Raw genomic sequence first — 20,497 nt, forward strand, 5'->3', positions numbered from 1 at the left:
CGAAAAAAACTCAGCGCGGCGGCGTCCTGCACGCGCCGCACACCAGGCCGCGGCCATAGCGCTTGCCGAGCCGCCTGGCTTCCGCATCCACGGCGGCGAGCGCCGTGGCCCGGGCGGCGGGCGCCGGGCGTGGATAGGCCTTGGCGATGCGCGCCGCCACCAGAGGCACCGCGAACGAAGTGCCCCTCACCGGTGCTGCAGTCCCGGCGGCGTTGATGGCGAGCATATCCGCGCCGGGGGCGGCATAATCGAGATGCGTCGCGCGGCCAGCTTCGATCAGCACGCGATCGCGTCCGTCCACCCCCGTCACTGCGATCACGCCGGGATAAGAGGCGGGGTAGGAATAAGGCGAGGCGGGGCCATCATTGCCTACAGCGGCGACGAGGATCACGCCGCGCGCCTGCGCGGCCGACACGACGCGGGCCAGCAGCGGATTCAGCGGCCCGACAAGACTGACCGTCACCACCGGCGCGCCCTGCCCGACCAGCCAGCCCAGCGCCTTGACGATCGCGGTTGCGCTGCCGCCCGCCGGGTCGGCCCCATAAACATCCGCGACCATCAACCGCGCGCCGGGCGCAGCGCCGCGCACCGGTCCGCGCCCCAGGATCAGCGAGGCGATCGCGGTGCCGTGATCGCTGGCGCGCGCGCCGCCGGCCGCGAAGCCGCGCTGGATCATGCCACCGCCGCCGACTCCACCATCGATCATGCCGATAAACGGGCCGCCGCCTGGCTGAAACGGGAGCGTGGAAATGCCGCCACCGGGCGACACCGCGCCGTTCTGGAAATGCAACTGATCGGCATCGACTTCCCGCGCGCCCAGCTTTCGAAGCGCGCGGATCGCCTGCTTGAGCGAAAGGCCGCGCGGCGCTTCGAACCGGGCAAAATGCACGCCCAGGGTCTCCTCGCGCTCGATCAGCCGAAAGCCCTTGCCCCCCGCGGCCTTCACCAGCGCGTCGGTCGGCTCCTCGACCACCACTTCCCGCGCCCGGGCAGGGAATCCGTTGGGATCGAGCGCGATCGATTCCGGATGATCGCGCACCAGCCCGGCAATCCGATCGGCGCGCAATGCATCGAGCCGGTTCAGCGCTGCTTGCGGCAGATCGCCGGCGTTGCGCAGTATCGGCAAGACGGGCCGCAGCGTATCGCCGGGGCTCGGCAATCCGGGCAACAGTTGCGCTGCGGCCGGCGCGGCAAAGCCGGACAGCGCAATCGCAAAAAGAAGAGCCAGGGTTCGCATTGAGGAATAATATGGCAGCATAAGGATGAAACGGCCAATCTCATCCGTTTCATCCAGCAAGAGGAAATTCCCGCTTGGGCGCCTTTGAAGACGAGTTGCTGGCCGTGCTGCCCCGCTTGCGCCGCTTTGCGCGGGCGCTTGCTAACAGTGCCGCCGACGCGGACGATCTTGCCCAGGCTACAGTCGAAAAGGCCCTGAAGGCGCGCCAGCAATGGCAGCCGGGCACGAGGATGGATAGCTGGATGTACCGGATCATGCGCAATGCCTGGATCGACACCGCAAGGGCCCGCAGGCGCGCGGCCGAGACATTCGCGCCGGAGGAAGCGGGCGAAAATGTCGCTGACGGCGGTGCGGCCGGAATCGAGGCGCACATCGAGTTCCGTGAAGTCCAAACCGCGATCACGCAGCTTCCGGACGAGCAGCGCGAAGCCGTCGCGCTCGTGCTGATCGAGGGGCTGGCCTATAAGGAGGCGGCCGAGATTCTGGACGTGCCGATGGGCACATTGACCTCGCGGCTCGTCCGCGGACGCCAGGCGCTGGTCGCCCGGCTGGGAGAAGCGGCATGACCGATCAGGAATTGGCGATGGCCTATGCCGATGGCGAACTCGACCCGATCGCCGGCAGACGCTTCGAGCGGCAAATGGCTGAGACGCCAGCCTTGGCCGAAGCGGTCGAAGCACATCGCGCATTGCGGGCCCGGCTGGAGCGGGGCTTCGCGCCGATTGCTGAAGCGCCCCTGCCTGAGCGGCTGACGGGTTTGCTGCACTCAAACGTGGTGGAAATCCGTCCGGCAAGGCACGAAGGCTTTTGGCGCGCGGCGGCTTCGATGGCAGCGTGCATGGTTGCCGGGGTGGCGATCGGCCATTTCTGGCAGGCGACGCCTGGCGGAGTGTCGGGCGATCCATTGGTGGCGTCCGGGACGCTCGCCCGGTCGCTGGACCGTGACTTGGCGGGAGCGCAGGGGCCAACGCGCATTCTGGTCAGCTTCCGCGACAAGCAAGGCGGCTATTGCCGGCTGTTCCAGGCACCCGCAATCGAGGGGATTGCTTGCCATGAAGACCGCGGCTGGGTCATGCAACACACCCAGGCAAACGCTCCGGGAGCGAGAGGCGAGTTTCGTCAGGCCGGCTCGGGCGAACCGGGGCTTTTCGCAGCGGCGCAAGGCATGATGGCCGGCGATCCGCTCGACGCGGCAGCCGAACGCGCCGCAAGTGCCGGGGGCTGGCGCAAATAGAGCCATCTTTCTCACAGAGTGAACGACCCTAGGGGGCCTGCGGAATAGAGGTCGCGAATACCCCATAATCGGCGCATCAAAGCGAGATGATTTCAGGGGAGCGGGGCATGTCCATTCTTCACTTGGCGGCATCGGCATTTTTCGCGGCGGGCGCTCTGCTCACCCCGCTGGCTGCCGTCGCGCAGGACACGTCCGGCCGAACCTACAAGATATTCCAGTTTCCGGCTGACGCCATGCCCCGGATCGACGGGGAGACCGGCGATTGGGCGGTCGTGCCGCAAAGCTATGTCGTCGGGACCAACGACATGACCGAGAATGACGGCAAGTACCCCGCCCCGAACCCCAAGACGCTCGATTTCACCGTCAAGGTCGGCTGGGTGAAGGGCCTCAACCGGCTCTATTTCCTCTACGAAGCTTATGACGATTATTGGGATTTCGCGCTGCCGGGCCTTCACAACGACACGTTCGAAGTGGTGGTCGATGCCGATTCCTCCGGCGGCCCGTTGATCGACAACGGGCATAAGGACGTATGGACCCCCGCCGTGGTCGGCCAGGCGCGGTCCGTGCGCGATCCGCGCATCACGGTGGAGGAAGCGCATTGGGCGACGCACGGCGTGCACGCGCAAAACTATCACATCTTCACGCCGGCCCGCGACAAGGACTGGACGATGGCCTGGGGCTCACCGACCTGGATCAAGGAATTTCCCTATGCCAATTCGAAGCTCAAGCACAATGTGCAGCCCGGCAAGCCCGGCAAGCTGACGCTGGAATTCTGGATCACCGCTTATGACTATGCGGGCCCCGAAGGGCCGCAGCGCGCAGTTGAATCGGTGCTGCGCGAGAACCGCCATATCGGGCTGGGCTGGGTCATCCTCGATTATGACGACGTCAACTCGAACGAGAAAGGTGGCTTCTGGACGCTGTCCAAGCAGCGAATGATGTTCGGCAATGCCAGTGACCTGCCGGTCTTCCAGTTGATGCCACTTGAGCCGAAATTCCTCAGGCCGATCGAGGCGCAATGGTCGTTCAGCGTGGTGGACATGGATCGCCGACTGGTGGCCTTCAAGGACCGGAGCATCGGCAAGGTGACCGGCTGGAACTGGGATTTCGGCGACGGCTCAACCTCGACCGAGCAACATCCGCTTCATAGCTATGCCAAGCCGGGCAATTATGTCGTCATCCTCGATGTGACGGGTCCGGATGGAAAATCGCGGCGGTCCAAGGTTTGGGACGTGCAGTTGCGCTGATCGGGCTCACTGCTCCGCCGCGGCTATCGCGACTGGGCGGCCACGCAGCCGGGCATCGCCAGCGCCAGCGCCGCGTAGAGTTTCATTATACGGGATCGCAGGATGATGGCAGAATGCCGGCAGGCACCAAAGCGGGCAAGGTAGGAGAGGTTCGATGCGCCCTGTATCACGCCGGTCGGTGCTAGCCGGGGCAACGGCAATGGCGATAGCGCCGCATGCCGAGGCATCCGCGCCCACCGGCATGCCGATGGTGGATACGCATATCCATTTGTTCGACCCCAATCGTCCCCAGGGAGCGCCCTATCGCGGTCCCCGCGACAAGCCATTCTTCACCGAGGGGTCCTTCCCCGCCACTTATCGCCGGGTCATGCGCAAGCATCCGGTGGTCGCGGCGATCCATGTCGATGCCAGCGCCTGGGTGGAGGATAATCTATGGGCGCTGCAGATCGCCGAGACCGATCCCGTGATGGTGGGGACGATCGGCAATTTCCGGATCGAGCAAGACGGCTTTGCCGAGATTTTCGCACGCCACGCGAAGAACGCGCTGTTCCGAGGCCTGCGCTATGGCAATTTATGGGGATATGACCTGGTCGCGCAGTCACGGCGGGGGGAATTCATCGACCGGCTGAAGCTTGTCGCTGACAGCGATCTGGTGCTGGATACCGCCAACCCGCGCATCGACCTGCTCGAGGCGGTGGTGCGGATCAGCGATCGCATTCCCACGCTGCGCATAGTGATCGACCATCTCGCCAAGCTCGAGCCGACGGTGGAGGAACTGCCCGCCTACAACGCCGTGCTGCGTGAGATCGCGCAGCGGCCCAATCTGTTCGTAAAGCTCTCATCCAGCCTCCATGCCGGCCATGTCAGCCCGCGAATGATCGACCACAAGGAGCGGCTCGACCTGGTATATGGCGTCTTTGGCGCGGACCGCACATTGTTCGCCAGCGACTGGCCCAATGTCGAGGGCGACGGACCGGTCGATACGGCGGTACGGATCGTCCAGGATTATTTCGCAGGCAAGACCCCGGAGGAGCGCGAGAAGTTCTTCTGGAAGAACTCCATCGCAGTCTACAAATGGAAGCCCCGCACCGCGGCTCAGCGAAAGCTGTTCGCATGAGCCGCCACTGACACGACCTACTCGGTCAGCTGGTAAATGCTCAGGGTCGCGGCGCGAATCTGAGGCACGAGCAGCCGATTGCGCTTCGAATCCCAGCCGATCGCGGCAGGCACCGCGATGTCGCCCGCCACGATTTCCGCTTTGCCCGTTACCGGCACGCGATAAACATTCTTGCCATCCTGGCTGGCGACAAGCAGCCGGCCGTCGGGCAGCGGAATGATGCCGTCGAACCGCCCCGTCGGCAGCGTGCGCTCACGCAGTACCCTGCCCTTCGCGTCGCGATAGACCAGATTCACGCCGCGCCCGCCATGAACCACCGTGCCGTCCGCAAGAACCGCGATGCCATTGGGCTTTTCAAGCGCATCATTGCGCGCCACAAACGGCGAAACCTTGCCCGATTTGCTGATGCGGTAGAGCGCGCCACCACGGTCGCCATCTCCGCTGTCGCTGACATAAACCGTGCCGTCCTCCGCGACCGTCAGATCGTTCAACCGCACGGCATCCGGTACTTCGACATTGCCCTTGGGCGCACCGGTCGCGCGATCGAACATCCGCACCTGCCGGACATCGGCGACATAGACCAAGTCGCCCTTCACGAAGATGCCCAGCGGCTGGATCAGCGTCACGCCGTTCTTGCCGCCCTCGATCCATTTGAGCTGCGTGACCTTGCCGTCGGGCGAGACGCGCGAGACGAATCCGTCATTGACGTCGCCGGATGCGCCCAGGTTGCTGACGAGATAATCGTCGGCGCGGTCATCATAGCGTGCGGCTTCGGAACCCAGGAATCCGGCGTCTGACAGCAAGAGCATGGGTGGCGCCGCCTGCGCCGGCGGAGCAGTCTGCGCCACGACAGGGGCGGCACTCAGTGCCGCGGCGATGAGAGCGATCGAACGGATCATGCAATTCTCCTGGAAGCATCCACTTTGAGCGACAGCAACGCGCCTATCACGGCGAACCCGGCAATGACGAACAGCGCGCTGTTCCAGCCGTTGCTCGACGCGACGTAGCCGGTGACGATGATCGCGATCGTGCCGGCGAGATTTCCGAATGTGTTCATCACCGCCGATACGGAACCCGCCGAGTCGCCCCCGATATCCAGCGTGATCGCCCATGCCACGCCAACGACCAGCTCGAGCCCGAACACCGCAAGCGCGAACCACGCCACGGCAATCACCGGCTCGGGGCTGATCGCCGCCAGCGGCACTGCGAATGCAGCAAGGGCGAAGCCCAACAGCATCACGATCCGCCGCGCCCAAGTCAGGTTGCCCGTACGGTGAAGAAGTCGATCCGAAATGAAGCCCCCCAGCAGGTCGCCGACGACCCCCGCTGCCAGCGGGGCGCTTGCCGCCAGGCCGATCGCCGCAAGATTGAAACCGCGCGCGTCGTGGAGGTACGTCGGCGTCCATTGCAGGAAAGTGACGATCCCCCAGCCATAGCAGAAATAGGTGAGCGACAGCAGCCACATCTGCGGCGCGGAGAGGATCTGTTTCCAGGGCACCGCGCGCCGGGTCTTGTCGCCCACGCCCAGCTCCGCTTCGATCAGCGCGAGCTCTTCGACATTAACGCCCTGATGCTCGCGCGGAAGATCGCGATAATATACCCACCAGAAGGCAGCCCAGATCAGGCCGACCAGCGCGAAGATCACGAACGGCGCGCGCCAGCCCCACCAGCCGATCAGCGCCGCGACGATAAACGGCGTGATCGCTCCGCCGGCGCGCGATCCGGCATGCGTCACGCCCTGTGCCCAGCCGCGTTCGGCGGGCAGGATCCAGCGCGACAGGGAACGCGTGGCGATCGGAAACGCGCCCGCCTCACCCATCCCGAACAGGAAGCGAAAGACGATGAGCGACGTCATGTTCCACGAAAGCACCGTCGCGGCGGTGAACAGCGACCACCAGGCGACCACGCCGGTCAGGGCCCTGCGCGGCCCGAACCGGTCGCCCAGCCAGCCGCCGGGCACTTGGAACAGCGCATAGGCCAGCTGGAACGCCGCCAGCACCCAGCCCATCTTCGCGGTGGTCAGCCCGAACTCCTCGCGGATATAGGGCGCCGCGGTCGAGATCACTACGCGGTCCATATAAGTGATCATATAAGCGAGCACGGTCAGCCACAGCACATGGTGGCGCACCAGCGTTGGTCGCTTGCGCGCGGGGGCGTCTTCCGGAATCGCCGTCATTCGCTCGCCCCTCCCTTTCTAGCGTTTGATCGAAGCGACGGGCCGGCCCGCGACATAGACGGCGCGGATCGTCCGGCTGTTGCGGATGTCCTTGAGCGGATCGGCGTCGAGCACGATCAGATCGGCCCATTTGCCCGCCTGGAGCGAGCCGATATCCACGGCCTTCATGAACTTCGCGCCGCTGGAGGTGGCCGCGACGATCGCCTGCATCGGCGTCAATCCTGCCTCGACCATCAGCACCAGCTCGTCATGCTCGGCATGGCCTGGGAAGCGCAGCGGGCCGCCCGCGTCGGTGCCCATCGCATAGGGCACGCCCGCATCGGCGAGCGTCTTGAGGTTGCGCTGCGCCATCCGCAGAAACCCTTCGAGCTTGGCGAAATTCGGCCCGGCCGCCACGCGTGACTGACGTGCGGGATCGGCAAGCTGCCTGAGCGTATCGGCGGGAACCGCCTGGACGAAGAACGGATCGTTCAGCCAGGGCGCCGCCGAACCGTAAGCGAACAGCGCCCGCTCGCGCGCCAGCGTCGACGCCATCTGCCAGCTGCCATGCGCCTTCATAGCCGCGATCAATCCGGGATCGACGGGCTGGTCGCGCACGCCGTGGCCCAGCCCGTCTATGCCCTGATCGACCACACGCCGGGCGTCGGCGAGGTAGAAGATATGGGCCACGATATTGAGGCGGTGGGCGTGCGCCGCCGCGATGCTCGCCCCGCTGATCTCGGGCGGCAGCTTGGGCATCGTGCCGAGCTCGTCGTCCAGCCAGAATTTGATCAGATCGACCTTGCGCGCGGCTTCCTGGTTCACCGCGGCAGTAGCCTCACCGGCGGTCCCCACCTTGCGCGTCACGCCCGCCAGGCCGCCATAGCCTCCCTCGACCACCACGCCCAGGCCGGCGGCGTAGATGCGCGCTTCCATCGGGCGCCCGGTGCGGCGCTGCTCGTCGCGCATCTGGAGCACGATATCCTGCTCGGTCCCCATCGTCTGGATGGTCGTGACGCCATAGCTGGCGAACTGGCGAAGCTGCGCAATCACATGCTCACGCGTCTGGTTCGCAGCCGATACGGTCAGTAGGTCCTTGCTGATGCCAAGGTGGACATGGGTGTCGATCAGGCCCGGCATCACGTATTTTCCCGCAAGCCGCACGACCTTCGCGCCCTTCGGCGTGCGCATCCCGGCGGCTGGCCCGACCCAGCGAATGCGGCCATCGGTGATCACCATGCCGGCATTCCTCACCGGCGCGCGGCCGGTGCCGTCGATGAGCGTGAAGCCGTGGAGGACGAGCGTGTCTGCAAAAGCGGGCGCTGCGACCAGCGCGGCCGCAAGCGCGACCGCTCCGGCGAGCCGCCTAAAAAGTCGTCTTACGGGCATCCTCCAAAATCCTCCTTGCGCGCGAAGGATTGAAGATGCCGCATGAACAGAAGCGGCTGAGCGAGGCCGCCGCCGCTTCTGGCTTCATCCGATTTTCCTTCACGAAATCTATCATCTTCTTGGCATAGGAAAGGCTGATCATGCCGTGCCCGCACATCGTGGAGAGCATCATGGCGTGGCGGTTCGGCAGATTGTCCGGGATGCCTTCGAACCCCAGCGAATAGGCCACGCTGTGCCGCGTGACACCGGCCGCCTTGCAGCATTGCGCGCCGTTCAGCACCGAGCTTGAAACGTTGATGCTGAGCCCGAAATCCTCGTCTGCGATGCGATGAACGAACGCCTCGGCGTTCTCGCGCTTGTCGAACACCGCGGCGAACGTGGTGGGCTTGGTGATCCCGTCGATGACGGTCCGGAAGTCCGGCTGGGATGGGCGCTCGGCGAAGAAATGCGCCCACATCGATTTGCGCCGCGTGGGACGCATGCTCCCGCCCGACATCGCGTCGCCGATGCTGACCGGATGATATTCCAGCGCGATCTGGAGGAATCGCTTCAGACCCGGAAGCGGGTCGCCACCGCCCTGCGCGCTCTTTGCGGGAATCGCGATCACGACATAATCGTCGGCGAAGCTTTCCGCCGTCCCGTAGCGGTGCAGCGTATTGGTCATGACAAGGCGGCTGCAAGCGGCGGGCGCTCGAATTCTTCAGGAGCGATCAACCGAAGCGTCTTGTGACCCAGGCCAAGGTTAGTCTTGGCCCGATGGAGCTTGTAGCCAAGCCGCTCGAGGATCGGCGCGACCACGTTCTCGTCGCCATTCTCGTCGCATCGCGCGCCGACGCCCAGGACGATAATCGTATCTAGCTGCTTCTCGACTTCCCACACCGCCCGTACGATCTCCTCGGTGCGCGCCACCTCGACCTTGATCTCCAGGATCGCCGACATGACTTTCTCGTTCAGTATGTCCTCGCGGATATCCCCGGTCGCCACATCGCTCATCAGCGTGGTCACCGGGTTCTTGGGCTCGAATGCGACGCCGATGCGCGCCAGCGCGCGGCTCATCACCTGGATTTCGCTGAAGCGTGCGCCCACTCCGGGGCGGCCGAATTCCACGGTGAAGCCCACTTGGCCGATCCCGATGCGGCCGGACACGTCGTTGGTCTTCACTTCCTCGGTGCCCCGGCCGACGATGCCGGTGGATTCGTGCGGCACGCGAGGATCGGAAAACGCGCGGCGGACGATGCGGGGCCAGGCGAGGTCATCGGGCTCGAATGCCGAAGTCGGGCAGATATCGGGATCGGGATCGAATCGGAGCAGCAGTTTCTTCGACAGCCGCCGCGCCAGCCGCGCCGTCTTGGGCGGCAGGACTTCACGGCTCAGCCCATTGTAACAGGCATAGCATTCGACGCAGGCGTCGTCGTTGATCCTTGCCTTGCGGGTTTCGGGATCGATGAAAATGGCGCCCATCGGGCAGACATAGGTGCAATTGCCGCAGCCGATGCATCGGGTCTGACTGATCTCCATCCACCCCTCCCATCCGGCGCTTATTGTGGCTCAAAGCAGATAGCGAAGCCACTACGATCAAAGCCTATGTCTTCCGCCGCGCCCAGGACAAACCAGGGGCGCAACATACCCTCATTCAGTGAGACACCGCCAGCGGGCGCGCCGCTTCACGCGAACGCTGGCGGGCGAGGGGGCGATCCGGCCCCACACTCGGCAAGCGGAAAGGCGATGGGCCGCTGGTCCGATAGATTTGCGCGCCGATGACAGCCGCTGCGCTCCGTAGCGCCTCACGCACTTCGCCCACACGCGCCTCGGTCATCAACTCGGCGGCGTCGGATGAGGAGATCGCAGCCACTGTTCGGCCACCGGTGTCACGGATCGGCACGGCGACGCAGCGCAGATTGGCGTCGATCTCGCAATTGTCGATTGCCCATCCCCGATCGCGGACGCGCTCGATCTCGGCTCGAAAAGCGTCAGGATCGGTGATCGTGTTGGCGGTGAGCGGCACCAGATCGCCTTCGAAGATAAAGGCCTCCAGCTCATATTGGGGCAGCGCGGCGAGCAGCACCTTCCCCAGCCCGGAGCAATAGGCCTCAAGTTGAGTCCCCACCCGGGTGTGGACACGAAAGCGCTCATTCGCCCCCGCTTTCGCCACATAGGTTACCATTCCGTCTTCCAAGACACCCATATGGACGATCAAGTCGAGTTCAATCGCCAGGTCTTCCAGGATCGTGAAAGCTGCATCCCGCAAAAGCCGCTCATGCGCCACGTAACGCGAAAGCGAGACGAGCAGCATGCCGGGGCCATAGCGTCCCCGATCGTCCTGGATCACCGCGCCGATCTCCAGCAACGTGCGGATGAGGCGATAGCCTGAGGCTTCCGGGAGACTTGCGCGCCGGCTCAGCTCCGCGCTGGTCAGCCATTCGTCGGGCCCGGTGAACGCCCGCAGCATCTTGAAGGCCTTCTGGACCGATCTGTTCCGTGGGGTCGCCATGTCTACCTCTCCTTGGAAACCTTGCCTTCTTCGAGGCTTAGGGTGTGCTCAAACTAAAATCGTACGCGGTTCATCCAGCCGACGTCGTCGCACATGTACATATAGCCCTTGTGCAGCTTTGCGCCGTGGATGACCGGCGAGCCCTCGGGCAGGTTGACGCGTTCCAGGATTTGGCCCGTCGCGGCGTCGTGCTGGAAGAATGCATTCATGTTGGAATCCGAACACCACAAGCGGGTTTTGGCGGCGTCGGCCCAAGCCATGTCGTGCGGGCGATTGCCCGCTGTGGGAAAGGCCAGCTGGACCTCCCACGTCGCCTTGTCGATCGCGAAAATCTGCCGCGCGGGCGGCACATCGACATAGAGCAGATTGCCCTTGGGCAGGATGCAGTGCGCCCCGGTCCCGGCCGGACCTTCGGCGGTGCCGGGCTTCTGCTTGCCGGCTCCAGAGCGCCCGCTGGGCGCCGAAGGCGGAGGCGGCGGATAGGCCGGGGCGAGCGGCGTGGGGTTTCCCTTCACATCGCCCTTCATCGCATAGATCTGGCCCGCGCCGGGCGTGCTGTATTTGTCGATGACCTTGCCGGTCTTCGCGTCGCAGGCGACGATCAGCCGGTTATAGGTCGACCCGATCCACATCACTCCAGCTTCGTCGATGCAGATGCCGCTGGCGCGGAACACGCCTTCGCAGCGTATCTCGCGAATCAACTTGCCGTTTTCCGGATCGATCAGCGTCGCCTGGTTCTCGTCGATCTGGTGGATGATCCACATCCCCTCGTCGGTCATCCACATGCCGTTGGGGCCGAAATAGGGCGTCTTGTAGAGCGTCTCGACCTTTCCGGTCGTCCGCGTCTTCACGTCCGAGAGATCGGGTAGCGTGGCGCCGGTGGCGGCAGAAGCCACGCCGGGGGCCAAAGCAATCCCGGCGAGCATTGCGGCGCCCTGCATCAAACTGCGTCGATCGAATTCCTGTCCCACCATCTCACTCTCCGCATAGCGCTCAATTATGTCTCGCGTTCGGCTGCGCGCTCGGCAGCCTGCCGGCGCAGGTCGAGCGCGACATCGACGATCATATCCTCCTGTCCGCCCACCATCTTGCGGCGGCCGAGTTCGAGCAGGATTTCTCGCGTATCGACCCCATATTCCGCAGAGGCCACCTCGGCGTGGCGCAGGAATGAGGAATAGACGCCCGCAAAGCCCAGGCTGAGCGTTTCGCCATCGACTTGCACCGGGCGGTCCTGGAGCGGGCGCACCAGATCCTCGGCAGCGTCGATCAGCTTGAACAGGTCGCACCCGTGATTCCAGCCCTTGCGCTCGGCGGCGGCGACGAAGACTTCGATCGGCGTATTGCCCGCGCCCGCGCCCATCCCCGCCAGGCTCGCATCGATGCGAATGGCTCCCGCCTGCACCCCGACTATCGAATTTGCGACGCCGAGGGACAGGTTGTGATGCGCGTGCACGCCGCGCTCGGTCTCGGGCTTCAGCACCCGGTCATAAGCGAGCAACCGGTCGCGAAAGCCGTCCATGTCGAGCGCGCCGCCGCTATCGGTGACGTAGACGCAGTGCGCGCCATAGCTTTCCATGAGCTTGGCCTGGGCAGCCAGCGGCTCGGGCTCGATCATGTGGCTCATCATCAGGAAGCCGGAGACATCCATCCCCAGGTCCCGCGCCGCGCCGATATGCTGCCGCGAGATATCGGCCTCGGTGCAGTGCGTCGCGACGCGGACCGATCGGACTCCCAGGCTGTAGGCGTGGCGCAATTGCTCGATCGTGCCGATGCCGGGGATGAGCAGCGTGGTCAGCCTGGCGTGGCGGACGACTTCGGCAGCCGCTTCGATCCACTCCCAGTCGGTATGCGCGCCAAAGCCATAGTTGAAGCTCGAGCCGTTGAGTCCGTCGCCATGCGCGATCTCGATCGCATCGACTCCAGCCTCGTCAAGGGCGGCGGTGATCGCGCGGATGTTATCGAGGCTGTAGCGGTGCCGGATGGCGTGCATCCCGTCGCGCAGCGTGACATCCTGCATGTAGATTTTCGTGGCGGGGTTCACACCCGCGCTCCCAGCAACTGGCGCGCCGCGATCTTCTCGGCGATGCGCAGGCCCGCGGAGGTCATGATGTCGAGGTTGCCGGCGTAAGCGGGCAGATAATGCGCGGCGCCCTCCACCTCGAGGAAGATCGAGGATTTTAGTCCCTCGAACTCGCCATGGCCGGGGATGCGGACCTTGTTGTTCGATCCGAAGCGCTCGAACTGGACCTTCTGCTTGAGCCGGTAACCGGGCACATAGCTTTGCACCCTGGCGACCATCGCCTCGACCGCCGCCTGGATTTCCGCTTCCTCAGCGCCGCTCGAAAGCGTGAAGACGGTGTCGCGCATGATCATCGGCGGCTCGGCGGGATTGAGGATGATGATCGCCTTGCCCCGCGCCGCGCCGCCGACTTCCTCGATCCCGCGCGAAGTGGTCTCGGTGAACTCGTCGATATTGGCGCGCGTGCCTGGGCCCGCCGATTTTGAAGCGATCGACGCGACGATCTCCGCGTAATGCACGGTGGCCACCGATGCGACCGCGGCCACGATGGGGATCGTGGCCTGGCCGCCGCAGGTCACCATATTCACGTTCTGCGCATCGAGATGCGCTTCGCCGTTGACGACGGGGATCACATAGGGGCCGATCGCGGCGGGAGTGAGGTCGATCATGATCTTGCCCGCCGCCTTGGCGATCTCGTTGTGCCGCTGGTGCGCGCCTGCCGAAGTCGCGTCGAAGATCACCCCGATCTCGGGCCAGACCGAGAGGCGAGTCAGCCCTTCCATTCCCTCATGGGTAATCGCCACGCCCATTCCCTCGGCGCGCTTCAGGCCGTCGGATTCGGGGTCCACGCCGACCAGCGCGGCCATTTCCAGTATCTTGGAAGTGCGGATGATCTTGATCATCAGATCGGTGCCGATATTGCCCGATCCGATGATGGCGGCCTTGATCTTGGGTCTGCTCGCCATCAGCCCGGCAGCCTGTAGGCGACCAGCTCACCGGGCTCGCCCGGATTGGTGGTCGCGATGACCAGATATTGCTTGCCGCCCAGCGTGTAGGTCATCGGGGATCCCGTGGCGCGCTTGGCCATCCGCACCTTGCCGACCTCAGCCCCGGTCTTCTTGTCATAGCCCATGAGCCATGCGCCCTTGACGCCGTCCGCCCCGGTGGTCGCTGTGCCTTCGCCGGCAATCACCAGCGTCTTGGTGACCAAGGTGCCGACCTTCCCGATGCTGCCGGTCTTGGGAATGGTGAGCCCCTTGAGTGCGGGATGGTTGCGCACTTCGTCGGGCGTTTCGCCATGTGGGACTTGCCACACGAGGCTGCCCTTGTTGAGGTCGAGCGCAGTGATGCGGCCATAAGGCGGCTTGAGCAGAGGCAGCCCCTGCACGGTGAGCCGATTGGGCCGCCGCACCGTCTCGCCCGGTGGCAGCACCATTCCCGGCACCATGGCCTGATCGGTCACGGCGGGATCGGCCGGCTGATTGGCCAGCGCTCCGTATGACAGGTTCGAGAAGATGTAGAGGATGTTGGTTTCGGGATCGAGCGCGCCACCCGGCCACTGGCCGGCGCCGTCGCCATAAGGCGTGACGATCGATGCGCGAGGCCGCGGATATTTGCTGAAGGTCGGCGGCAGGAATACTCCGCCGCCCCAGCGATAATCCTGGATGATCGCCAGCGCCTCCGCCCGGAGCTCGGGCGTGAAATCGATCAGTTCGTCCTCGCTCAGCGTCTGGCGATCGAATGCGGGCGGCTTGGTGACGTGCGGCTGAGTGGGCGCATACCATTCGGTTGGCACGTCGCCCTTGGGCACCTTGCGCTCGGGGATCGGCCACACCGGCTTTCCGGTGACGCGATCAAACACATAGACCCAAGCTTGCTTGCTTGGCTGCGCCACTGCCTTGATCTTGCGGCCATCTACAATAATGTCGGCCAGGATCGCGGCACAGGGAACGTCGTAATCCCACACGCCATGATGAACCAACTGGAAATGCCAGCGACGTTTGCCGGTGTTGATGTCGAGCGCCACCAGGCTTTCGCCGAACAGGCCGTTGCCTGGGCGTGAGCCGCCATACCAGTCGCCGGTGGGCAATTCGATCCCGACATAGACCAGGCCGAGCTCGGGATCGGCGCTCATCTGCGCCCAGCTGCCGGCATTGCCGGTATAGACTTCGGATCCGTTTAGCCAGGTTTCGTGGCCGAACTCGCCCTTTTGCGGGATCGTATGGAAGATCCACAACCGCTTGCCGGTGCGCACGTCATAGCCGCGGATCGCGCCCTTGATATGCTTCTTCATCGGGGATCCCGAAGGCAGGTGCGCCGCGCCCACGACCACCACGTCTCCAACCACCAGCGGGGCGGCGGCAAGGCCGATGTCCGCAGTGTCGAGATCGACATCCGCGTCCTGGTCCAGCTCCTTCTTAAGATCGACCACGCCGTTCTCGCCGAAACCGGGGATCGGGCGGCCGGTCGCGGCATCCAGCGCAATCATGCGATAGCCGGGGGTCACATAGAGAATGCGCTTTTCCTTGCCGTCGCTCCAATAGCTCAGGCCGCGCCCGCTGCCGGGGCGCGCCGCCTTCTCGCCGCGGATGCCTTCGTCGATGTTGTATTTCCACAGGATTTCGCCGGTCCGCGCGCTGATCGCGACTGCGGCCCGGCGCGTGCCGGCGGTGAAGTACAGCACCCCATCCACCATGAGGGGCGTGGTCTGGAGATTGGGGTCCGGAGCGGGGCCGAGATTGTCCGGCCGGAATTTCCACGCCACTTCGAGCTGAGAAAAGTTGGCGGCAGTGATCTGGTCGAGCGGAGCATAGCGCGTGCTGGCCAGGTCGCCGCCATATGTGCGCCACTCCCCCCCGGTGGTTCCCGCCGAGAGCATCGGATCCCCGGATGCGCCCTCCGCCGCTCCTGCTTCGGCGACCGCAGCGCTGACACGGGACGCCAGGGCAAGGCCGATCCCCGTCGCGCAAAGCTGTCGGCGAGTGAATCTTGCTCGCATGTGAAAGTGATTTCCCCTCCGGCCCCGGCTCGCTCTTGCGATGCCCGATGGCGTCAAATGGCGCGCGCAGACCACTTGCTGTCAATGCGGATTTGAGAGAGATCATTCACCAAGTGAGCGATGGGCGAAGTTTGGATAGCGGGCATCGGCGGCGCTGCTATAAGCCAGGGCAATTCAGCGGCCATTAAACCCCGGGCCGCTATCCGCGCATGCGGAGACCGACGGGCGGCATTAGGGAGACTGAAAGCATGAGAATCGCCGGGCGTATCGCAGTTCTCGGCGGGTGCTTCATGCTGGCGCTGGGAGTAGCGGCGCATGCCAGCGCGCCGGCGCAAGACGCGCCGAAAGGCCCCGTCGCCTCCGCGACGCCCGATGCCTCCGCCCTGGCCTACGGCCGCACGCTTTTTGAAAAGAAATGCACCGGCTGCCATGTCGCCTCCCAGACGACTTCGCGGCACAAGACCGCGGACGAATGGGCGGCCACGGTGGACCAGATGATGGGCTTTGGCGCACAGGTTTCCGACGCGGAATATCCCAAGCTGGTTGAGTATCTGGCGGCAACGTACGGGCCTGCTCCCAAGCCGGCGGGCGGGCGCTGAGCGCCGCGTCGCATCGGGGGGCATTGGCGCTGGTTGTGGCGTCGCTCTGCGCCGTCGCGCTCACCGCCGAAGCGCCGGCCAAACCGGCGACCGACCTGCCTGCCCCCGGGGAGCGCCCCGCGTCCTTCGTCGCGTGCGCAGCGTGCCACAAGACCGCGCCGAATGAGCGCAGCGCGATGGGTCCCAACCTGTACCGCATCGCCAATCGCCGCGCGGGGACCGGCCAGTTCAATTATTCCGCGGCGATGAAAGCGTCTCGCGCGACCTGGAATCGCAAGGCGCTGATCGCCTTCATCGAAAATCCGCGCAAGGTCATTCCCGGAAACCGGATGCCCTATCCCGGCAATCGCGACCCCAAGGCAGCGGCGGAAATCGCCGATTATGTGCTTAGCCTGAAATAGGGGCCAGGCGTTAGATTATCTCAGACTAATTTCTCCCCTCCCTACAAGAGGGGTTGGGAGTGGGTGCGCGCGTCTGCGCGCTCAAAAGACTCTCATGCGCCTCGGCTAGATGGCATCGGTCGGGGCATCGAGCCCCGCCCCAGCCCCACCCACCCCTAGCCCCTCCCTTGCAGGGGGGGAATCTAGATATCGATGCGACCTGGGCGGACCTACCGCTTCAAGCGATACGCAATGAAATGGTCGCCGCCCTTGTCGCGGAGCGATCGCCCGCCGGCGGCGATGAGCACATATTGGCGCCCGTCGCGCCCGCGATAGCTCATCGGCGCAGCATGGCCGGAAGCCGGAAGCTTCTGCTGCCACAAAACCTTTCCCGTCCGGGTATCGATCGCGCGGAACATCTCGTCCTGCGTCGCGCCGATGAAGATCAGCCCGCTGGCCGTGGTCAGCGAGCCGCCGATATTGGGCGCGCCCAGCGGCAACGGGAGCCCGAGCGGCGTGCTCAACGGGCCGCTGTTGCGCGCGTCGCCCAGCGTGCGGTTCCAGACGATCTTGCGCGTTTTCAGGTCGATCGCAGTGAGATAGCCGAACGGCGGCTCCTGACAGGGCATTTCAAGCCCGCTCATGAAGGGCGACCATTCGACTGCGTAGGGCGTCCCTTCCATCGCGGCGCCCGGGGCGTATTTTCCCTTTGGATCGACCTTCGCCCTGATGCCGCGCTTATCGGCTTCGGCACGGCTGATCAGCGTGTTGTAATTGGCCATATGGTTCGAATTGACGATCAGCAGCCCGCGGCGCTCATCCACCGATACGCTGCCCCAATCCACGCCACCGAGCTCGCCGGGATAGCGGATCGAAGGACCCAACCGCGGCGGGGTATATATCCCCTCATAGCGCGCCTGACGGAACTTGATCCGGCAATATAGCTGATCGAAGGGGGAGAGCCCCCACATGTGGGATTCGGTGAGCAAACCGCCCGACATATCCGGCATGCCGACTGAAAAGGGCTGCGTGGGCGAGGCACGCTCGCCCGGAGTTTCCGATCGCGGGACCGGGCGCTCCTCCACCTTGGTCAGCGGCTGGCCGGTGCGGCGGTCGAGCACGAACAATTGGCCGGTCTTGGTCGGCAGGATCAGCGCAGGCGTGGTGGTGCCGCCCGTCGGAAAATTGACAAGAACGGGCTGTGCCGACAGGTCGTAATCCCACAGATCGTGATGCACGGCCTGGAAGGTCCAGCGCACCGCGCCCGTGCGCGAATCGAGCGCGACCACGGCGGAGGTGAAACGCTCGGTCTCGGGCGTGCGATGCCCGCCGAAGAAATCGGGGCTGCCATTGCCCATCGGCACATAAACCAGCCCGAGGGCCTCGTCGCCGCTGAACACGGTCCAGCTATTGGGTGTCGATGGGGTATAGTTCCGGCCCGGCGGCAGCGGCTTGGTGTCGTCAGGCCGCGCGGGATCGAATGCCCAGAGCAATTTTCCGGTGAGCGCATCGAAGCCCCGGATCACGCCCGGCGGGACGTTGGTCGACTGGTTGTCCACGACATAGGCGCCGACCACCGCAGTGCCGTTGACGATCGTCGCGGGCGAAGTCGGGTGCGACCAGCGGATCGGGAAATCTCCACGACCCTCCATCATGCTCGCCAGCCCATTGATCCCGAAGCCCGTGCAGGCCTTGCCGGTCCTCGCGTCGATCGCTTCGAGCTGGTTGTCGATGCGCGCCACGAGCAACCTGGTCGGGCAATCCATGGTTCCGGCGGGCGCGCGGAAAAAGGATATGCCGCGGCATACTGCATGCCCGCCTGCATTTTCGGCCAAGACCGGATCGTGGCGCCAGAGCTGCGCCCCCGTCACCGGATCGAGCGCGAACACGCTGTTGAAGGCGGTGCAGCCATAGACCGTCCCATCGACCATCAGCGGCGTGAGCTGAAGCCCGCCCTCGCGCTTGCCGCCCGGCTGTTTCGGGCCAGACCTGTAGACCCAGGCCTGCTCCAGCGCCCCCACATTGGCGGGGGTGATCTCATCGAGCCCCGAATAGCGCGTGCCGCTCAGCGAACCGCCGAAATGCAGCCAATCGCCCGCGCTCGCGGTGGTTGCGGGACCATCGGCAACCGGGGCGAAGGTCTCGATCTGGCGGTGCAACGCCCAGGCCAGCACGAATGTGGCCAGTGCCAGCCCGGTTGCGGCGATCAGGCCCAGCCTGGCGCGTCTCCCCTCCCCGCTCGCTTTGGCCAGCTTGCTCGCGGTCAGCACGATTACGGCTCCGCTGACGATCCAGAACACCAGCCGCGGCATCAGCGCCCATCCGTCGAGCCCGGCTTCCCACAGGCTCCACAGCAATGTGAGGAGGATCAGCCCTGCATAAGCCAGCAAGCCCGCCGGCCTGCCGCGCACGATGAGCACCCCCGACCCGATCAGGCCCAGCCCGGCGAGCAGGTAGTAAAACGAGCCTCCAAGCGCGACGAGCATGGCCCCGGGCGCGGCAAGCCCCAAGCCCGCAAGCGCGACGACCGCGCCTGTCAGGATACTGAGCCAGTTGCGCGGCGGCTTGCTGATGCTGTTCAAGGCCCGATCCGGGAAAAGTGAATATCGAGCATAAGGCGACAGTGCAGACTGCGGCAAGGCGATCCGCGATGCGCCGCGCTTGCCCCACCAATTTGGCTCACCGTATGAGAGCTAAGCCTCAGGCTCACTGCCCGCCCCAAACAGCGCCTGGGCGGGAACGCCGAACACCGCAGTGCGCGCACGGATGATGTGGCGCAGATAGGGCGTCTGCATGGCCATGAACCGCCGCGGCGTGGTGCCCAGAAACTCTTCGGCGTCGCGGAGGAAGTGCGGCACGTCGAAATAGCTGCGCGAGATCAGCCCGTAATCCGCGCTGCCCGCGGCATACATGCGAAGCAGCGATCGCAGGAAGCGCCCGCGGCGAAGCAGCCGCTTTGGCGGGAAGCCGAAATAGCGCAGCGATATCTGGCGAAGCTGCTGTGGAGTAAGCGCGGCACGCTCCGCGACTTCCGAGAGATCGCCCACCGCTTCATCCACGACCAATGCCATCACGCGCCGGATCTGGGGCTCGTCGGGATGCGGCGGGCCCAGATGTTCGAGAAAGAACGAGTCGAGTATCGCCTTCACTTCGAGCGCGCGATCGGAGGCGCTCAGCCGCGCATGAAGCTCCGCCGCCGGCGCTTCCTGCATTACGTCGCCAAGCGGCACGATTCGATCCTGATATTGGTCGGCCGACTTGTCGAAAAGCCGCGCCCATCCGAGCGCGGTGATACCCATCCCGATCGTGACGCCGCCAAACGCCTCGATGCGCAGCGCCCTTCCCGTGGGCCCGTAAAGTGCGACATGGGGCGTGGGCGCGAAAACGCGCGAACCGATCGCCACGTTGACCGGCCTTTCATCCATGAACAGCCGGATGTTGGCCGGTCCCGGCATGCTCCATTCGATGGCCCCCAGGGCATGGGGCCCGTCCGAATCGAGCACATAATAATCGGAAACGAAGTCGATGACGCGCGGATCGGGGCGCTCATAGCGCAGGGCGGTGTTCGCGGGGCCTTCGAATACGGTCGCGGGCACGTCTGGCGCGTGGGTGCCGCTGGGGATCATCGGG

At 65.0% G+C, this 20,497-nt stretch carries 19 protein-coding genes; 6 read left to right on the forward strand and 13 right to left on the reverse strand.

The features are described from left to right. Nucleotides 1-10 precede the first annotated feature (10 nt). On the reverse strand, nucleotides 11-1,237 hold the full coding sequence (locus VF617_RS13610) for a S8 family serine peptidase (protein WP_331015431.1): 1,227 nt from the start codon (nucleotides 1,235-1,237) through the stop codon (nucleotides 11-13). A gap of 74 nt (nucleotides 1,238-1,311) precedes the next feature. Between VF617_RS13610 and VF617_RS13615 the strand changes: the two genes are divergently transcribed. The 4 genes from VF617_RS13615 to VF617_RS13630 all read left to right on the forward strand — a co-directional run bounded on the left by VF617_RS13615 (nucleotide 1,312) and on the right by VF617_RS13630 (nucleotide 4,835). Further along, a complete protein-coding gene (locus VF617_RS13615) occupies nucleotides 1,312-1,803 on the forward strand; it encodes a sigma-70 family RNA polymerase sigma factor (protein ID WP_331015432.1) in 492 nt (163 codons plus the stop codon). Then, a complete protein-coding gene (locus VF617_RS13620) occupies nucleotides 1,800-2,471 on the forward strand; it encodes an anti-sigma factor (RefSeq protein ID WP_331015433.1) in 672 nt (223 codons plus the stop codon). The genes VF617_RS13615 and VF617_RS13620 overlap by 4 nt, the downstream gene beginning before the upstream one ends. A gap of 107 nt (nucleotides 2,472-2,578) precedes the next feature. Further along, on the forward strand, nucleotides 2,579-3,718 hold the full coding sequence (locus VF617_RS13625) for a PKD domain-containing protein (RefSeq protein WP_331015434.1): 1,140 nt from the start codon (nucleotides 2,579-2,581) through the stop codon (nucleotides 3,716-3,718). A 154-nt stretch (nucleotides 3,719-3,872) separates the two neighbouring features. Beyond that, nucleotides 3,873-4,835, forward strand: a complete 963-nt coding sequence (locus VF617_RS13630; protein ID WP_331015435.1) for an amidohydrolase family protein — start codon at nucleotides 3,873-3,875, stop codon at nucleotides 4,833-4,835. Between the two features lie 17 nt (nucleotides 4,836-4,852). Here VF617_RS13630 and VF617_RS13635 read toward each other — a convergent pair whose 3' ends face one another. The 10 genes from VF617_RS13635 to VF617_RS13680 all read right to left on the reverse strand — a co-directional run bounded on the left by VF617_RS13635 (nucleotide 4,853) and on the right by VF617_RS13680 (nucleotide 15,888). Then, nucleotides 4,853-5,734, reverse strand: coding sequence for an SMP-30/gluconolactonase/LRE family protein (locus VF617_RS13635; RefSeq protein WP_331015436.1), 882 nt, complete (start codon nucleotides 5,732-5,734; stop codon nucleotides 4,853-4,855). Further along, complete coding sequence (locus VF617_RS13640; RefSeq protein WP_331015437.1) at nucleotides 5,731-7,011, reverse strand: MFS transporter; 1,281 nt, start codon at nucleotides 7,009-7,011, stop codon at nucleotides 5,731-5,733. Before VF617_RS13640 ends, VF617_RS13635 begins: the two co-directional genes overlap by 4 nt. A gap of 18 nt (nucleotides 7,012-7,029) precedes the next feature. After that, on the reverse strand, nucleotides 7,030-8,379 hold the full coding sequence (locus tag VF617_RS13645) for an amidohydrolase family protein (RefSeq protein ID WP_331015438.1): 1,350 nt from the start codon (nucleotides 8,377-8,379) through the stop codon (nucleotides 7,030-7,032). Further along, the gene (locus VF617_RS13650) at nucleotides 8,357-9,043 is read right to left on the reverse strand and encodes a hypothetical protein (RefSeq protein WP_331015439.1); all 687 of its coding nucleotides are present in this window, start codon (nucleotides 9,041-9,043) and stop codon (nucleotides 8,357-8,359) included. The genes VF617_RS13645 and VF617_RS13650 overlap by 23 nt, the downstream gene beginning before the upstream one ends. Next, the gene (locus VF617_RS13655; RefSeq protein WP_331015440.1) at nucleotides 9,040-9,897 is read right to left on the reverse strand and encodes a 4Fe-4S dicluster domain-containing protein; all 858 of its coding nucleotides are present in this window, start codon (nucleotides 9,895-9,897) and stop codon (nucleotides 9,040-9,042) included. Before VF617_RS13655 ends, VF617_RS13650 begins: the two co-directional genes overlap by 4 nt. 115 nt (nucleotides 9,898-10,012) lie before the next feature. Further along, nucleotides 10,013-10,870, reverse strand: coding sequence for an IclR family transcriptional regulator (locus VF617_RS13660; RefSeq protein ID WP_331015441.1), 858 nt, complete (start codon nucleotides 10,868-10,870; stop codon nucleotides 10,013-10,015). A gap of 53 nt (nucleotides 10,871-10,923) precedes the next feature. Beyond that, a complete protein-coding gene (locus VF617_RS13665; RefSeq protein ID WP_331015442.1) occupies nucleotides 10,924-11,844 on the reverse strand; it encodes a hypothetical protein in 921 nt (306 codons plus the stop codon). Nucleotides 11,845-11,867: 23 nt separating this feature from the next. After that, nucleotides 11,868-12,911, reverse strand: coding sequence for a 4-hydroxy-2-oxovalerate aldolase (gene dmpG / locus VF617_RS13670; protein WP_331015443.1), 1,044 nt, complete (start codon nucleotides 12,909-12,911; stop codon nucleotides 11,868-11,870). Continuing rightward, the gene (locus VF617_RS13675; protein WP_331015444.1) at nucleotides 12,908-13,855 is read right to left on the reverse strand and encodes an acetaldehyde dehydrogenase (acetylating); all 948 of its coding nucleotides are present in this window, start codon (nucleotides 13,853-13,855) and stop codon (nucleotides 12,908-12,910) included. Before VF617_RS13675 ends, dmpG begins: the two co-directional genes overlap by 4 nt. Continuing rightward, nucleotides 13,855-15,888, reverse strand: a complete 2,034-nt coding sequence (locus VF617_RS13680) for a PQQ-binding-like beta-propeller repeat protein (protein WP_331015445.1) — start codon at nucleotides 15,886-15,888, stop codon at nucleotides 13,855-13,857. The genes VF617_RS13675 and VF617_RS13680 overlap by 1 nt, the downstream gene beginning before the upstream one ends. Before the next feature lie 248 nt (nucleotides 15,889-16,136). Between VF617_RS13680 and VF617_RS13685 the strand changes: the two genes are divergently transcribed. Beyond that, on the forward strand, nucleotides 16,137-16,487 hold the full coding sequence (locus VF617_RS13685; RefSeq protein ID WP_331015446.1) for a hypothetical protein: 351 nt from the start codon (nucleotides 16,137-16,139) through the stop codon (nucleotides 16,485-16,487). Between the two features lie 35 nt (nucleotides 16,488-16,522). After that, nucleotides 16,523-16,888, forward strand: a complete 366-nt coding sequence (locus VF617_RS13690) for a c-type cytochrome (protein WP_331015447.1) — start codon at nucleotides 16,523-16,525, stop codon at nucleotides 16,886-16,888. A 209-nt stretch (nucleotides 16,889-17,097) separates the two neighbouring features. Here VF617_RS13690 and VF617_RS13695 read toward each other — a convergent pair whose 3' ends face one another. Both VF617_RS13695 and VF617_RS13700 read right to left on the reverse strand, forming a co-directional pair. Further along, nucleotides 17,098-19,449 carry a membrane-bound PQQ-dependent dehydrogenase, glucose/quinate/shikimate family gene (locus VF617_RS13695; protein WP_331015448.1) on the reverse strand — a complete coding sequence of 784 codons (2,352 nt, stop codon included), beginning with the start codon at nucleotides 19,447-19,449 and terminating at the stop codon, nucleotides 17,098-17,100. A gap of 111 nt (nucleotides 19,450-19,560) precedes the next feature. After that, nucleotides 19,561-20,493, reverse strand: a complete 933-nt coding sequence (locus VF617_RS13700) for a hypothetical protein (RefSeq protein WP_331015449.1) — start codon at nucleotides 20,491-20,493, stop codon at nucleotides 19,561-19,563. Nucleotides 20,494-20,497 lie beyond the last annotated feature (4 nt).

The organism is Sphingomonas sp., from assembly GCF_036388215.1.
Lineage (GTDB): Bacteria > Pseudomonadota > Alphaproteobacteria > Sphingomonadales > Sphingomonadaceae > Sphingomonas.

Bases quoted from the DNA above. Each gene is read 5' to 3' on its own strand.
- VF617_RS13610 (WP_331015431.1), bottom strand. From the start codon at position 1,237: ATGCGAACCCTGGCTCTTCTTTTTGCGATTGCGCTGTCCGGCTTTGCC.
- VF617_RS13620 (WP_331015433.1), top strand. From the start codon at position 1,800: ATGACCGATCAGGAATTGGCGATGGCCTATGCCGATGGCGAACTCGAC.
- VF617_RS13625 (WP_331015434.1), top strand. From the start codon at position 2,579: ATGTCCATTCTTCACTTGGCGGCATCGGCATTTTTCGCGGCGGGCGCT.
- VF617_RS13630 (WP_331015435.1), top strand. From the start codon at position 3,873: ATGCGCCCTGTATCACGCCGGTCGGTGCTAGCCGGGGCAACGGCAATG.
- VF617_RS13635 (WP_331015436.1), bottom strand. From the start codon at position 5,734: ATGATCCGTTCGATCGCTCTCATCGCCGCGGCACTGAGTGCCGCCCCT.
- VF617_RS13640 (WP_331015437.1), bottom strand. From the start codon at position 7,011: ATGACGGCGATTCCGGAAGACGCCCCCGCGCGCAAGCGACCAACGCTG.
- VF617_RS13645 (WP_331015438.1), bottom strand. From the start codon at position 8,379: ATGCCCGTAAGACGACTTTTTAGGCGGCTCGCCGGAGCGGTCGCGCTT.
- VF617_RS13650 (WP_331015439.1), bottom strand. From the start codon at position 9,043: ATGACCAATACGCTGCACCGCTACGGGACGGCGGAAAGCTTCGCCGAC.
- VF617_RS13655 (WP_331015440.1), bottom strand. From the start codon at position 9,897: ATGGAGATCAGTCAGACCCGATGCATCGGCTGCGGCAATTGCACCTAT.
- VF617_RS13660 (WP_331015441.1), bottom strand. From the start codon at position 10,870: ATGGCGACCCCACGGAACAGATCGGTCCAGAAGGCCTTCAAGATGCTG.
- VF617_RS13665 (WP_331015442.1), bottom strand. From the start codon at position 11,844: ATGGTGGGACAGGAATTCGATCGACGCAGTTTGATGCAGGGCGCCGCA.
- VF617_RS13675 (WP_331015444.1), bottom strand. From the start codon at position 13,855: ATGGCGAGCAGACCCAAGATCAAGGCCGCCATCATCGGATCGGGCAAT.
- VF617_RS13680 (WP_331015445.1), bottom strand. From the start codon at position 15,888: ATGCGAGCAAGATTCACTCGCCGACAGCTTTGCGCGACGGGGATCGGC.
- VF617_RS13685 (WP_331015446.1), top strand. From the start codon at position 16,137: ATGAGAATCGCCGGGCGTATCGCAGTTCTCGGCGGGTGCTTCATGCTG.
- VF617_RS13700 (WP_331015449.1), bottom strand. From the start codon at position 20,493: ATGATCCCCAGCGGCACCCACGCGCCAGACGTGCCCGCGACCGTATTC.